The sequence below is a fragment of the Pseudomonas endophytica genome (genome assembly GCF_001411475.1).
In the GTDB taxonomy this organism is placed as follows: Bacteria; Pseudomonadota; Gammaproteobacteria; order Pseudomonadales; family Pseudomonadaceae; genus Aquipseudomonas; species Aquipseudomonas endophytica.
Map to the genome: position 1 here is coordinate 23,425 of NZ_LLWH01000168.1, position 14,876 is coordinate 38,300.

8 protein-coding genes and 1 tRNA gene are annotated in these 14,876 nt (G+C 55.7%); 8 read left to right on the forward strand and 1 reads right to left on the reverse strand.

Annotation, left to right across the window (positions count from 1 at the left end):
* The first annotated feature begins 88 nt into the window (after window positions 1-88).
* Window positions 89-766, forward strand: a complete 678-nt coding sequence (locus tag AQS70_RS12755) for a PA2778 family cysteine peptidase (RefSeq protein ID WP_055103134.1) — start codon at window positions 89-91, stop codon at window positions 764-766.
* Between the two features lie 186 nt (window positions 767-952).
* On the opposite strand, the gene AQS70_RS12760 is transcribed toward AQS70_RS12755, so the two are convergent.
* Entirely contained in the window at window positions 953-2,236 is a 1,284-nt protein-coding gene (locus tag AQS70_RS12760; RefSeq protein WP_055103135.1) for an NAD(P)/FAD-dependent oxidoreductase, read from the reverse strand.
* A 184-nt stretch (window positions 2,237-2,420) separates the two neighbouring features.
* On the opposite strand from AQS70_RS12760, the gene AQS70_RS12765 reads away from it, so the two are divergent.
* The 7 genes from AQS70_RS12765 to AQS70_RS12795 form a co-directional block, all read left to right on the forward strand.
* Window positions 2,421-2,497: transfer RNA gene (locus tag AQS70_RS12765), tRNA-Val, on the forward strand.
* A gap of 728 nt (window positions 2,498-3,225) precedes the next feature.
* The gene (gene bcsQ, locus AQS70_RS12770; RefSeq protein WP_055103136.1) at window positions 3,226-4,563 is read left to right on the forward strand and encodes a cellulose biosynthesis protein BcsQ; all 1,338 of its coding nucleotides are present in this window, start codon (window positions 3,226-3,228) and stop codon (window positions 4,561-4,563) included.
* Complete coding sequence (gene bcsA, locus AQS70_RS12775) at window positions 4,560-6,788, forward strand: UDP-forming cellulose synthase catalytic subunit (protein WP_055103137.1); 2,229 nt, start codon at window positions 4,560-4,562, stop codon at window positions 6,786-6,788. The genes bcsQ and bcsA overlap by 4 nt, the downstream gene beginning before the upstream one ends.
* Complete coding sequence (gene bcsB, locus AQS70_RS12780; protein ID WP_082428102.1) at window positions 6,788-9,064, forward strand: cellulose biosynthesis cyclic di-GMP-binding regulatory protein BcsB; 2,277 nt, start codon at window positions 6,788-6,790, stop codon at window positions 9,062-9,064. Before bcsA ends, bcsB begins: the two co-directional genes overlap by 1 nt.
* 24 nt (window positions 9,065-9,088) lie before the next feature.
* A complete protein-coding gene (gene bcsZ / locus AQS70_RS12785) occupies window positions 9,089-10,306 on the forward strand; it encodes a cellulose synthase complex periplasmic endoglucanase BcsZ (protein WP_241492836.1) in 1,218 nt (405 codons plus the stop codon).
* Window positions 10,282-14,316: a cellulose biosynthesis protein BcsC gene (locus AQS70_RS12790; RefSeq protein ID WP_055103138.1), complete on the forward strand. Its 4,035-nt coding sequence runs from the start codon at window positions 10,282-10,284 to the stop codon at window positions 14,314-14,316. The genes bcsZ and AQS70_RS12790 overlap by 25 nt, the downstream gene beginning before the upstream one ends.
* Window positions 14,317-14,333: 17 nt before the next feature.
* Window positions 14,334-14,876, forward strand: a 543-nt coding sequence (locus tag AQS70_RS12795; RefSeq protein ID WP_055103141.1) for an SGNH/GDSL hydrolase family protein, incomplete at its 3' end; no start/stop codon positions are given.

The window sequence follows — 14,876 nt, forward strand, 5'->3', positions numbered from 1 at the left end:
TTTAAAGCTATACCTTGCATTGCTGGCACCCTATGATCGACGCCCATGTCAGGCCTTGCGGCCTGACGATCATTCAAAGCGAGGGAGTATGCAGGGAGTGACTGGATTGAGATCGGTGCGTCTTTGGCTGGTAGCTGCACTGGCGGTGGCCGTAGTGGGATGTGCCAGTGTTGACCAGACAGGGATGCGTGGCTTACCAGAAAGGGTTGAGCTTCACGGTGTGCCCTTTTTTCGCGGCAATGCTTATCAAAGTGGCCCGCAGGTATTGGCGAGCATGCTGGGCGAGCAACGCATCAGAATCACCCCAGGTCTTTTGACCAAGCCATTAAAGCTGCCAGAGGCTGAGTCATCGCTGCAAGACAACATGGAGCAACTGGCCGGGCAGTATGGGTTGATGGTGTACCGGTTAGATCCTTCTCTCTCGGCATTAATGGCCCAAGTTGCAGCGGGCCATCCGGTGATGGTGCGCTTTATGGACGGACGAATCTGGAGTGAGCCGCGCTACGCAGTGCTCGCCGGTTATGATCGCAACAAGCAAACCGTTTTGTTGCGAGCGGGCATGGAACGACGCCGCATCATGGACTTCAATGAGTTTGAGTCCAGCTGGAAAGACGCCGGCAATTGGGCCGTATTGATCGTGGCTCCAGACCAATTGCCGGTCAACGTAGACAAAGGTCGCTGGCTAAAAGCCGCTAATGATTTAACTCGCTCAGGCCAAGAAATGGCAGGTCTCAAGGCCGTAAAAGCATTAGAAGCGCAGAAGTAAATCCTTTCTGGAGGGCCCCCCCAAAAGATCGCAAAGATGGGCTGTAGGAGCTGCCGCAGGCTGCGATCTTTGTTTTTAACGATCAAAAGATCGTGAGCAAGCTCACTCCTACAAAAAGCAGAAGCAGCGCCGGTTATAGCCGCAGCAGCGCAGATGACACAAAAAAGATGGCAAGCTCGCTCCAGATTAAAATCCGAACTTGTCACGCAGGCTGTAATACCAAGCGCCCAATGCGGTCAGCGGTGTACGCAGCAATTGCCCACCCGGGAACGGGTAATGCGGCAGGTCAGCAAACGCGTCAAAGCGCTCAGCCTGGCCTCGCAGCGCTTCTGCAAGTACTTTGCCCGCTAGGTGCGTATAGGTCACTCCGTGCCCGCTGCAGCCTTGGGAGTAATAGATGTTGTCACCAATACGCCCCACTTGCGGCAAGCGAGACAGCGTCAGCAGGAAGTTGCCCGTCCACGCATAATCAATTTTTACGTCCTTAAGCTGCGGGAAAGCCTTGAGCATCTTCGGTCGAATAATCGACTCAATGTTGGCTGGATCGCGAGCGCCATACACCACGCCACCGCCGAAGATCAGACGCTTGTCACCCGACAGCCGATAGTAGTCGAGTAAATAGTTGCAGTCTTCGACGCAGTAATCCTGAGGCAGTAGTGATGCGGCTAGCTCTTCACTCAGCGGCTCTGTGGTGATGACTTGGGTGCCGCACGGCATGGATTTGGAAGCCAGCTCAGGCACCAGATTGCCCAAGTACGCATTGCCCGCAACGATAATGAATTTGGCCCTGACTTTGCCCTGCGGTGTATGCACCACCGGATTAGCGCCTCGTTCAATGCGCACGGCAGGCGACTGTTCATAAATCGTGCCGCCCAAGGACTCCACTGCGGCGGCCTCACCTAAGGCCAGATTAAGCGGGTGAATATGGCCGCCGCTCATGTCCAGAAGCCCGCCTTGGTATTGATCGCAGGCGACCACCTCACGAATCCGTCGCTTATCCAGCAGCTCCAAGTGGGTGTTACCAAAACGTTCCCAGAGCTTCTTTTGTGCTTCGAGGTGGCCCATTTGCTTATCAGTGATCGCAGCAAACACGCCGCCGTCTTTCAAATCACACTGGATCTGATACTTAGCAACCCGCTCGCGAATAATCTTGCCGCCCTCAAATGCCATCTGGCCTAACAATTGGGCTTGTTTGGCGGCGACAGTACGCTCAATCACATCAATATCGCGGCTGTAACTGTTAACGATTTGCCCGCCGTTACGTCCGGAGGCGCCGAAGCCTACTTTAGCGGCCTCAAGAACCGTGACCTTAAAACCGTTTTCCAACAGAAACAAAGCACTCGAGAGTCCGGTATAGCCGGCGCCGATGACACAGACGTCCGTTTCAACCTCATCCTGCAGGGCAGGGCGCTCGGGCGTCGGGTTGGCCGAAGCAGCGTAGTAAGACTGAGGATAAGGTGTGTTCGCCATTCTGGAACCTCTGTTTTATATTTTTTACGAGTGAGTTCGATGCTACCTGAGTTGAAATCCACCCGCTAGCCAGCGTCGGCAACGTATTTTTACTGTGCAAATAAAAAATTCGACTATTCATAGAGTTAGCTGCAAAAAAGGTGTTGACACCCCTTCGTAAATCTATAGAATGCGACCCCACAGCAGGCACGTAGCTCAGTTGGTTAGAGCACCACCTTGACATGGTGGGGGTCGTTGGTTCGAGTCCAATCGCGCCTACCAAACAAAATCCGCTCTGCTGGGCGGTCTAGAAGGGCTCACCGAAAGGTGGGCCCTTTTTTGTTGCCTGCGATTTGCAAAACTTTTGCAAAACTACCACCTCTGCGATTTGCATCTATTTCAGCCATCAGTTGTTGTGGCATCGCAAAGGGGCTCGCGGCCCGTTTGATTTGAGGTATTCACCTCGTCCTGAATCTCGCCTTCAGTGCGCAATGTTGTTCACTTTCTTTTGCTTTCTGGTGCGAGCTCGCTCGCGATCTTTTTGATCGTTAAAACAAAAGCTCGCAGCCTGCGCAAGCTCCTACAGCCCATCTTTGCGTTCTCAGTGTTTTGCGTGAAATTTGAGTGTTCGATATTAAAAAAATTTTAAGGGTTGGATGGGGTGCGGCCATTGCGGGTGGCTGTTCGCGTCAATTCTGTGCCGGTTTGTGTAACAAAGCTGAGATATTTTTTGAGGGTGTGCATGGCTCTGTTATTCCTCGATAAGTCCTGAAAATCAATTGGTTGGGAATTTATTCGACCGATAAAGGTGTGGCGGTGATGCGGGCTTGGTAATAACAAATGCTCGAACGTCAAAATAATGGCGAAATCAATGATTTTTCATTTTAGGCAGAAAATTTAGCGCTGAAATATTCAAATTATTGACGATATCATTTTGCTGGCTTACTTTTAGTTAGGACATGTGGCGATGCAGCTACCCCTAATAAAAGTCAGCGTCACGGGAATTCTCTATGAATCGCACAGATGACATTTCGAATCTTTTTAGTCGATTCGGAGCCAGCGCTGACAGTTATCACGAATTCGAAAGTCAGGTCGATTACAAAGAGAAGCAACCCGCGCCGCCAGCGGAAACTCCGGTATCGCACCCCGAAATACCACCGAAATCTACCGTTGAGATGGCTCCTGTTGTGGCTGACGACGAGGCTGTCGAAGTCGGTCAAAGTGTGTCGCAACTCGAACACGAGCCTGTTTCGTTAGAACGGTTGGATCCTGCACCTGCGGTCGAGCCATCGTCGGTTAGTGCGGCAAGTGGCGTTCGAGACTCCCTCGGTATTCAGCAAGCCTCAGTGCCAGCAGCCATTGTTGAAGTTGAGGATAAAGCCGTGATTGCCGATGCGTCTCTTAAGGCCGCTCACCCCATTGAAGAGCAACCTTGGCCAGTCGCGACGCCTAGCCAACTGCGCAATTTGCTTGCTGAAGTGGTTCAAGCCCGTCAGGCGCACGCGCAGGCTCTGGCTGATGAGTCGCTGCATCACGCCGCTGCTCGGGGCCGACCAGTGACGTGCAAGGCGCATATCGTAGCCATGGTTTCGCTTAAGGGCGGCGTCGGTAAAACCACGCTGGGTGCCGGCTTGGCGAGCAGTTTGCGCCTAGAGAAGGGTCGGGTATTTGCTCTCGACCTAGACCCACAAAACGCCTTGCACTACCACTTGGGTGTTGAGCAAGGCGTGCCCGGTATTGGCAGCTTGAGCAGTGAACTGCTCACCTGGAGCGACAGGTTGCAGCACGGCTTTGATGACGCTTTGTTGCTCCCTTATGGGGTATTGAGCGAAGACGAACGTCACGCCTTGGCTGTGGAAATGAGCGAAGACCCTCACTGGCTAGCTCGTCAACTCGATCGTATGCATCTGGGCGAGGGTGATGTAGTGATCATTGACACTGCGACCGGCGCCACACCGTCGCTGGATCAAGCGCTGGATGTCGCCGATGAGGTCATTGTCGTCACGACCGCTGATGCGGCCAGCTTCAACACCCTAGACATAATGGAACGCCTACTCGCTGCGTCTCATGCACGTGCGGCGTATTCGAACTGCAGTTATGTGGTGAATCAGTTCGATGCCAGTCGCGAGTTTTCCCGAGACATGCTTGAGGTACTAAAGCGGCGCCTCGGGGAGCAGTTGATAGCAGTTGTGGTCAAGGACAACGCGTTGGGCGAAGCGCTGGCTTATGGCCGTAATCCGTTGTCGGTACCTGAATCTTCGGCGGCGCGTGAAGACCTCGTGCAGCTTGCAGAAAAACTTCAGGCTCGATTTGAGACCTCACGTGCTCAAGGGGTTGAAGCCCAGTGATAACGACATCCCCAGAATCCGAAGCCGGCGTCGAGCCCACGCGCTTTCAGCGCTGGGCTCAGGCAATTTCCGACCGTATCGAGCAGTGGCCAACAGCACTGCGGCGCACGCTGGGCATTGGCCTAGCCGTGTTGTGTGCCGTGCTGGGGGTCTTCATCATCATTGCGCCCTTTGACTTATACGCGCAGTGCATCTTCGCCTCTGGCTGTTTCGCGGTAGCGTTGGTTTTGCGCAAAATGCCAGGTCGCCTGACGATCCTGATCTTGATCGGCCTGTCACTCACGGCTTCGTTGCGCTACATGTATTGGCGCGTGACGTCGACACTCGACTTCGAAAGTTGGCTCGACATAGCGTTCGGCTATGGCTTAGTGCTGGCCGAGCTTTACGCCTTGGCGGTATTGATTTTTGGCTATCTGCAAACGGCTTGGCCATTACGCCGTCAACCTGTGCTGCTGAAAGGGCCGCCCAGTGAGTGGCCAGTGGTAGACGTGTTTATTCCGTCCTACAACGAAGCACTGGATATCGTAAAACTGACTATTTTCGCCGCTCAAGCCATCGACTGGCCCAAGGACAAGCTGCGCGTCCATGTGCTCGACGATGGTCGTCGCGAAGACTTCCGGGTGTTCTGCGAGCAGATCAACGTTAACTACATCACCCGTGACAACAACCGTCACGCTAAGGCCGGGAACCTTAACGAAGCCCTGAAAGTAACCAGCGGCGAATACGTCGCATTTTTTGATGCCGATCACGTGCCGACCCGCTCGTTCCTGCAAATCAGCATCGGCTGGTTTTTGAAAGATCCTAAGCTTTCGATGTTGCAGACGCCGCACTTCTTCTTTTCTCCGGATCCGTTCGAAAAGAACCTCAATACCTTCCGTTCAGTGCCCAACGAAGGCGAGTTGTTCTACGGCCTGGTGCAAGACGGTAACGATCTGTGGAATGCCACCTTTTTCTGCGGTTCCTGTGCAGTCTTGCGTCGTGCTCCGTTGGAGGAGGTCGGCGGCGTCGCGGTAGAAACCGTGACCGAAGACGCCCATACCGCACTCAAACTCAACCGTGCGGGCTACAACACTGCCTATTTGGCAATCCCGCAGGCAGCCGGTCTGGCGACAGAAAGCCTGTCACGGCATATCAGCCAGCGGATACGTTGGGCCCGGGGCATGGCGCAGATTTTCCGCACCGATAACCCTCTGTTTGGCAAAGGCCTAAAGCTGGGTCAGCGGCTGTGCTACCTAAACGCCATGCTGCACTTTTTCTATGGCTTACCGCGTCTTGTGTTTTTGACTGCGCCACTGGCCTATCTGTTTTTTGGCGCGCAAATCTTCCATGCGACTGGCTTGATGATTACAGCCTATGCACTGCCGCATATCTTCCATGCCAGCTTGACCAATTCCGCGATCCAGGGGCGCTTCCGTCACTCGTTTTGGAACGAGGTGTACGAGACCGTACTGGCCTGGTACATCATGGGCCCGGTGTTGATGGCGCTGGTCAAGCCCAAGTTCGGTGGTTTTAACGTGACCAACAAGGGCGGGATCATCGACCAGACCTTCTTTGACTGGAAGCTAGCCCGCCCTTATGTAGTGCTCTTGGTGCTCAACGTGGCAGGGATGATTTTTGGTCTTGTGCAGCTCGCAATGGGCCATGAGGGCGCAGTCATCACCTTGTTGATCAACTTGGTGTGGACGATCTACAACCTCATCATCACCAGTGCGGCTGTGGCGGTAGCCAGTGAAACCCGTCAGGTACGTTCAGAACCTCGCGTGACCGCAGAGTTACCCGCGCTGTTGACCTTGGCCGACGGCCGCGTCATCAGGGGCGTGACCCAAGACTTCTCGCAAAAAGGGATGGGCCTACGCTTGCCCGAGGGCGTCACCGTACCTCAGGGGGTGAAGGTCCAGCTCTCATTATTTCGCAACGATCATTCGAGTATGTTCCCGGCAAGTATTGTGTTTAGCCGTGGCTCATTGCTCGGGCTGCAGTTTGATAGCTTGACCTTGCGTCAGCAAAGCGAACTGGTCCGATTAACGTTTTCACGCGCTGATACTTGGGCTTCGACGTGGGGCCATGGGCAGATCGACACCCCTCTGACGGCTTTGGGGGCCGTGAGTCGCATCGGTTGGCGCGGTATCTACGCACTTCTTCAAGCCACGATCATGGAAGTACGAAATGCCTTTCACCGTCGTCGTGTCGCCCCATCCACTCTAGAAAACGTAATGGACAAATGATGAACTCAAAGCCTATCGCTTTCAGTAATCTGTGCGACCCGCGTCGTACACTGGCAGGCATCACCTGTGCCTTGCTGGCGTTGAGTGGCGGCACTGTAAACGCCGAGACGGCGCCTGCGCCTGCTACCGACGCGGCTAACCCTAATAGCTATACCGTGACGCTCAAGCAGTTGGGGCGTAACTACCCCATGACCTTGCGCGGTGTGGACTCAACTGACAGCGTCAACTTTAACGTGCGCGCTGACTCCATCGTCACCGGCGCCAAGTTGAACTTGCAGTACACGTATTCGCCTTCGCTATTGGCGGATCTGTCGCAAATCAACGTACTGATCAATGAAGAAGTGGCAGCGAGTTTGCCGTTGCCCAAAGATAAGGCCGGGCAGCCGCAGCAACAGACGATTGAGATACCGGCGCACTTGATCACCGAATTCAACCGTTTAAGCCTTCAATTTATCGGGCACTACACCATGAGCTGCGAGGATCCTCTGCACTCAAGCTTGTGGGCCAAAATCAGCAACGGCACTAACCTGACCATTGATGTGTCGCCACTGGCGTTGCCCAACGACCTGTCGATTATGCCGCTGCCATTCTTTGATCGCCGTGATGCGCGACCATTGAACTTGCCGTTCGTATTCGCCGCTTCACCGGATAACAGCACGCTGGAAGCGGCCGGGGCGTTGTCTTCCTGGTTTGGCGCTCTGGCCAGCTACCGCGGTGCCAGATTCACCTCAACCTTCAACCAGATCCCGGCCAGCGGTAACGCCGTGGTGCTGCTGAGCGGGCCGGGTGATCTGCAATTGGACGGCGTTAGCTTGCCAGCGGCTAAGGGCCCGAGTGTGAGCATCATCACCAACCCCAACGATCCTAATGGCAAGCTACTGGTCATTACCGGGCGAGACAGTGCCGAACTCAAACGTGCCGCGACTGCGTTAGTGCTGGGTAGCCAAGCGCTGTCGGGCAACAATGTGGTGATCGACAACCTCACGGTTGTCCAGCCTCGCAAACCTTACGACGCGCCGAACTGGTTGCCGACTGATCGCAAGATCAAGCTCGGCGAGCTGCTGCCTGGGCAGGAATTTAACGTCTCCGGTTACAACCCGGGAGACATCGTTGTGCCACTGAATTTCCCGCCAGATTTGTTCACCTGGCGCGATAAAGGGGCGCCGCTGGACCTTAAATACCGCTATACGCCTCAAGAAAAGTCTAACAACTCGTCGTTTATCGTCAGCTTCAACGATGCATTGATTCAGTCGCACAGCCTGCCGTCCGAGGACAAGCTCGATAACGGCGTGCTCAGCGCTCTACCAGGCAACAATGGCAACCTTGATCGCGAAGCGAACGTGCTCTTGCCGCTCAACTCGGTGGCCCTGCAGTCACGTCTGCAACTGCGCTTTATGTTTGATTACATCAAGCAGGGTGAATGCCGCGACATCATCATCGACAACATGCGCGGTGCCATCGACCCTGAGTCGACCTTAGACTTAACCGGCTACGACCATTTCATGGCGATGCCTAACCTGGGAGTGTTTAAAGACGCAGGCTTCCCGTTCACGCGCATGGCCGACCTGTCGGAAACCGCAGTAGTGCTCCCGGATCATCCTGGCGCGGCCGATATCAATGCTTTTCTGACCGTGCTTGGGCGTTTTGGCGAGTCCACCGGTTACCCGGCCGTTGGCGTGCAGGTGATCGAGGCGGCTCAGGTGGCCGGCGCGGCTGACAAAGACCTTTTGGTGTTTGCCTCGGGAGCCAATCAGCCATTGTTATCGCTATGGGCCGACCGTTTGCCCGCTTACGATGCCAATGGGCAGCAGAAATTTCACCTGTCTGACTTGCCGATGCGCGTTCGTGACTGGTTCAGTCCAGACCCTGAAGCTAATTTGCGTAAAACCAAACTGGCGATGGCGTTCTCGGGTGGCGCACGCAGTACTTACCTGACTGGCTTCGAGTCACCGCTCAAGAGCGGACGCAGTGTGGTTGTGATCGCCGGTAGCGCTCCTGAGGGGCTGGCTGAAGCCACCAATGCGCTGATTGGGGGTGAAGATTACACCCAGTCGATTCAGGGCAGCCTGGTGGTGGTTCGCGATAAAACCATCGAAGCGCTGGTGGCTGACGAGGATTATTACGTTGGCAGCCTGGGCACGATCAAATACCTGCAATGGCTGATGTCGCGCAACGTGGTCTGGGTGTTGGTTCTGACTGGGCTGGGTGTGTTGTTGCTCAGTGGGCTCGCGTACTTGGCATTGCGTGCTCGTGCCAACAAGCGCCTTAAAGAGTAAGCCACTTTGCCATTGATCAAGCCTGTGACGGCCATTAGAGCTCAATTGCAAGGGATCGCTCTGTTTGCGTTGCTGACGACTTGGCTAGTGCCAGTCACAGCCCGCGCCGACAGTTGCCATGTCACGCCTTGGCCGTTGTGGCAGACGTTCGCCGAGCATTTTGTGCAGCCCGACGGTCGAGTCATGGATGCCAGTACGCCACAGCGTCACAGCTCTTCGGAGGGGCAGTCGTATGCCATGTTTTTTGCTTTAGTGGCCGACGACCGTGAAACCTTCGAAAAGCTATGGCGTTGGAGCGTAAATAATCTTGCCCAAGGTGACATCAAGACCCATTTGCCCGGATGGTTTTGGGGGCTGGATGAGAACGGCGAATGGATCCTGCTCGACAGCAATTCGGCTTCTGATGGCGACTTGTGGTTTGCCTATGCCTTGCTAGAAGCCGGTCGGTTGTGGCATCGCGCAGACTACATCGAAGACGGCCGGCATTTGCTGAAGAACGTCGTGAGTCAAGAAGTTGCTAACTTGCCGGGTTTGGGCGAGATGCTAATGCCCGGCAAGTTTGGTTTCATCAAGCCTGATCCGGCGACGCCTGCTCAGTGGCAGTTGAATCCAAGCTACATGCCTATTCCGATGCTGCGACGATTTGCAGAAGTCGACCCGCAAGGCCCATGGGCACAAATCGCCAAAAATACCGTCACCCTGATCAAAGCCGTTTCTCACAACGGCTTTGTTGCGGATTGGGTGACTTACCGAGCCACCGGGCCTGACACAGGCGAGTTTATCGTTGATCCCACCAAAGGGGATCTAGGCAGCTATGACGCTATTCGAACGTACCTGTGGGCAGGGGTGATGCCTGCTCGTGACCGTTTGCGCAAACCGCTCCTCGATAATTTGGGGGGGATGTTACAGGCCACTGTTGAAGACGGCGTGCCGCCTGAAAAAGTTCAGGTCTCAAGCGGTGAGCGAAGTGGGGCGGGGCCGTTTGGTTTTTCAGCGGCATTGCTGCCGTACTTCAAAGCACTTGGTAAGACGTCAGTGCAACAGCACCAGGCCCTTCGTGTTGAGCAGCTTATGGCGCAGAGCCTGACGCCTGAAGCGCTCAAGCTTACGCAGCCACCCTATTACTTTTTTGTACTTAGCCTGTTTTCGCTGGGCTATGTGGATAACCGCTACCACTTCCTTGATGACGGGAAGTTGCAACCGATGTGGGAGACACTATGTCCGCGCGCCACCACGCCGTAGCCTTTGGGATACTTGCTGCCCTGATTAATAACAGCAGTTTTGCCGCGCTTAATGACGCGGGTAAAGCGCTGCTAGAACAGGGTAAATATTGGCAAACCCAAGATGACCCTGCTCGGGCAACTGAGGTCTGGAAGAAACTGCTGCTGATCGATCCTCAGCAAGCGGATGCGCTCTATGGTCTTGGTTTGCTTGAGCTCAAGGCTAAGCGAACGGCGGGGGCCGGAAATTATCTGGCGCAGCTCAAGAAGTCCCATCCGGGTGACCCGTTGACCCTGCAGCTGGAGCAGGCCGTCGCGTTGCAAGCCGGTAAAAATCCGGACTTACTGGATGAGGCGCGCACCCAGGCGAGAAGTGGAGAACTGGAAAAATCGGTAGCGCTCTATCGACAGGCCTTCGCGGGTAAACCGCCTCAAGGTGAGCTGGCCCTGGAGTACTACAACTATCTAAGTTATACCCCCGGAGGGGGCAGTGAGGCGCAAGAAGGCTTAGAGCGCCTGTTGCAACAGAACCCTAATAACGCCAAGGCTAAATTGGTGCTTGCAAAGCTCCTGATTCGTAACGAGGGCACTCGCCCTGAAGGCTTGCGTCGTCTTGCACAGTTATCAACACTCCCCGAATTGGGCGGGGAGGCGACCGAAAGCTGGCGCCAAGGGCTGGTATGGCTGGGTATACCGCGCCCCTCGGATATCCCCTTGTTCGAGGCTTATCTCAAGGCCAACCCCAACGACAGCGAAATTCGCGCTCAAATGCAACGCCGGCCTAAGGCGGGCAGCACGGCTAACATGAATCCAAACTTGGCGCGCGGATTTAAGGCATTGCAAGACAATCAGTTGAGTGTCGCTGAGCAAGCCTTTCAGGCGCGATTAAAAGAACAGCCTCAAGATTCTGACGCGCTGGGTGGTTTGGGTTTGGTTCGTCAGCGCCAGGGTCGTTTGAGCGATGCCAATGAATTGCTCAGCCGTGCTGCGGCTCGTGGCTCTGACAAGCGCTGGCAAACGGCGCTGGATGGCAACCGTTATTGGAGCCTCTTGAGCCAAGCCGAAAAGGCACGCGCCAGCCAAGATCTACCCCGCGCACGCACTCTGTTGCAGCAAGCGATTGCCAGCAAACCGCGTCAGGCTGAGGGCTACATTGTGTTGGGCGCGGTGCAGGCAGAGCAAAATCAGTTGAGTAACGCCGAGGCCAGCTATCGTCAAGCGCTGAATCTGGACAAAGACAACCCGGATGCGTTGCTAGGGTTGATCACCGTGATGTCGCAAAACGGTCAGGCTGTTCAGGCCATGCAAATGGTTGATCGTATGACCCCAGCTCAGCAACAGCGTTTGGGTGATTTGCGTCCGTTGAAAGCGGCTGTGGCAGTCGGTAAGGCCAAGAATGCGGCACGCAGCGGTGACCTAAAAGGGGCTATTGCGGCGCAACAAGAGGCCGTTCGCAATGATCCAAGCAATGCTTGGGCGCATTACGACCTGGCGCTGTATTACCTGCAAGCCAAAACGCCTGACAAGGCTCGGCAGACCATGGCTGAGGCGCTCAAAGCGAACCCCCAAGATCCAGAAGTGTTGTATGCCAATGCATTGCTCTCCAGCCAGTTGGGGGAATGGTCGGCTGCACAAAGTACCTTAGATCGCATTCCTGTTAGCCAGCGAACGGCTCCTATGCAGCAGTTGGCCAGTCAAGCCCAGATTCAGTCGCTGATGGCACAAGCTTCAACTCTGGCCAAGCAAGGCGACCGCGCTCAAGCGCTAACCCTGTTGCGCCGTGCTGAGTTAGCTGCCTCTGGCAAGCCGCAGTCTATTGGGATGCTGGCGTCGGCTTACGTGGATGCGGGCTATCCCGATCACGCTCTGTCGATGCTGCGCAACGCTATTGCACAAAGCAGTAATCCGCCAGTGTCCTTGCGCTTGGCTTACGCCGGTGTGCTGCTCAGAACCGGGGATGATGCGCAGGTTAACCAGCTCCTGCATGAGTTGCAGAGCCAGCCTTTAACTGCGGCGGATCAGCGTTCTTACGACGAAGTCCTGTTTTTGTACACCGTGCGCCAAGCCGATGTATTGCGTGAGAAGGGCGATTTGGTTGCGGCTTACGACACCTTGGCTCCGGCCTTGGCCCAGCGGCCAAACGACCCATTGGCCAATGGCGCTTTGGCGCGCATGTACCTAGCCAATGGCGACAGTGCCAAAGCCATCGCGCTGTACAAACCCTTACTGCGCAATGCTCCTAACGACCCGCAATTGCAGATCGGTATGGCGCAAGCCTTGAGTAAGGCCGGTGATAAGAGTGGGGCTGCAGACGCCGCCGACAGAGCGCTGGAGTTGGCGCCGAATGATGCACAGATACTGGCCAGTGCGGCGGGTATCTTCCGCGCTCAGGGTAAAAACGCAAAGGCTCAGGACCTCTACACCCGTGCGCTTGCGTTGCAAGCTCCAGCCAAACAAGAGCTCAATCCTTTCGCCAACACGGCAGTTGCTGCCAACCCCTTCGTTGGCTCAGCGGGTCAGCGCCGTCAGTCGCGATTGGCACAGGGCAGTGCGCCGCAGATTCCAGAGCCAGCACAAGAACAGCTCGCCGCCGCAGACGATGTTATCGAACCTGTTCCGCGCCCGTATGCTGCGGATACCTCGCGGCCTATTCGCATAGCGTCAAGCGTCAGTCAGGGGGGGTATGTCCCGGGGGGCTACGAAGATGACTACATTGCGCCCCGCCGCGTAGCTGCACCCGTGGCGAGTGATCCGCAGGAGGAGGCGCGCCAAGCGATGCAAACAGCCTTGACTGAGATCAAGCAAGAACGCAGCCCCCGTGTCACTCAAGGGGTGGCCATTCGCAGCAATGACAGCGAGTCGGGGCTGAGCAAAATGACCGACGTCGAAGCGCCGCTGGAGATCAGTTTGCCTGTGGGCGATGACCGTGTTGCCCTGCGTGTGACGCCCGTGTCGTTGAATGCAGGCAGTGTTGGCGACTCTGCCAAAACCCGTTTTGGCGGCCCTAACGCAGCTCAACTTGAGGCCGTACAAGCGGTGCTGGCGACCCCCGAACCGACCACTGCTCAGTTGGCTGCGGCCAGTGGCGTTGATGGCTCGGCTGGGCGTCAAAAGGACTCAGGCGTCGGTGTGGCAGTGGGCTACGAAATGCCTTCGCTGGGGCTCAAGGCCGATATTGGTATGAGCCCGCTGGGTTTCTTGTACAGCACCCCAGTGGGAGGCGTGAGTATTGACCGGGCATTGAGCGATGACAGCAATGTGCGCTATGGCGCGAGTGTGTCGCGTCGCTCAGTGAACGACAGCCTAGTGTCTTTTGCCGGTGCCAAAGATGCGCGTAGCGGCCTCAAATGGGGCGGTGTGACCGCTAATGGCGGGCGTGTACAACTGGGCTATGACAATGGCGAGTACGGTGCCTACGGTTATGCCGGTCTGTATAAGCTGCTAGGCAACAACGTCAAAGACAACACCCGTGCTGAAGGCGGCGCCGGTATTTACTGGTACTTGTTAAGCGACGACACCCGGCAGTTGACCGCAGGGTTAGGGGCTACTGCCCTGAGTTACGACAACAATCAGGGGACGTTCACCTACGGCAGTGGCGGTTATTTCAGCCCGCAAAATTACTTCTCTATTGGCGTACCGGTTAGTTGGTCGCAACGCACGGATCGTTTGAGCTACACCCTGCGCGGTTCTGTGGGCCTGCAACATATCGAGCAAGACTCGGCCAAGTATTTCGCCAACGACAGCAATATGCAGGCCGTGCTAGAGCAGGCGTCCACGGCCTATGCGGCTGCTGGGTCATCGTTGCAGAGCCAGTCTTCGGGGCAAAACAAAACCGGTATTGGCTATAACCTCGGCGCGGCGGCGGAGTATCGCTTGGGCAGTAACATGATTTTGGGGGGCAGTTTCGGCATGGATAACGCTCAGGACTACAAGCAATGGACGGGCGGCTTGTATCTGCGTTACACGCTAGAAGACTTCACCGGGCGCATGCCGATGCCGGTTAACCCTTACCTTTCCCCGTATTCGTACTAATAAGCTGGAGTTAGACCGTGGCAGCATCTCTTTTGGCGGGTATGACTATTTTGATGATCGGCGACAGCCACTTGGCGACGCCTGGCTATTTGATTACCTCCTTGCATGAGGACCTCGTGGCCCAAGGGGCCAAAGTTCATACATTGGGGGTTTGCGGTTCGAATGCTGGCGACTGGCTCAAAGCCTCCCCGGCGGGGCAGTGTGGTGCCGCTGAACGACGTGACTCCGGCAAGGTGGTGGTGTTGAGCGATAAGACTGCGACCAAGCCGATCAGTGAGTTGATAGCGGCTGATAAACCGGATCTGGTGTTGGTTGTGCTGGGTGACACGATGGCGGGTTACGACAAACCAGATTTTCCCAAAACATGGGCCTGGCAGCAGACCAAGGCCTTGACCGCAGCCATTGCCGCGACAGGCACCCGTTGCGTGTGGGTTGGCCCGAACCGGGGTTCAGATGGTGGCAAGTACAAAAAAACGGTTGGTAGGGCCGAAGTCGTATCCAGTTTTCTCGCTACAAACGTTGCGCCTTGTGACTACATCGCCTCTTTGAAGTTTTCCGTA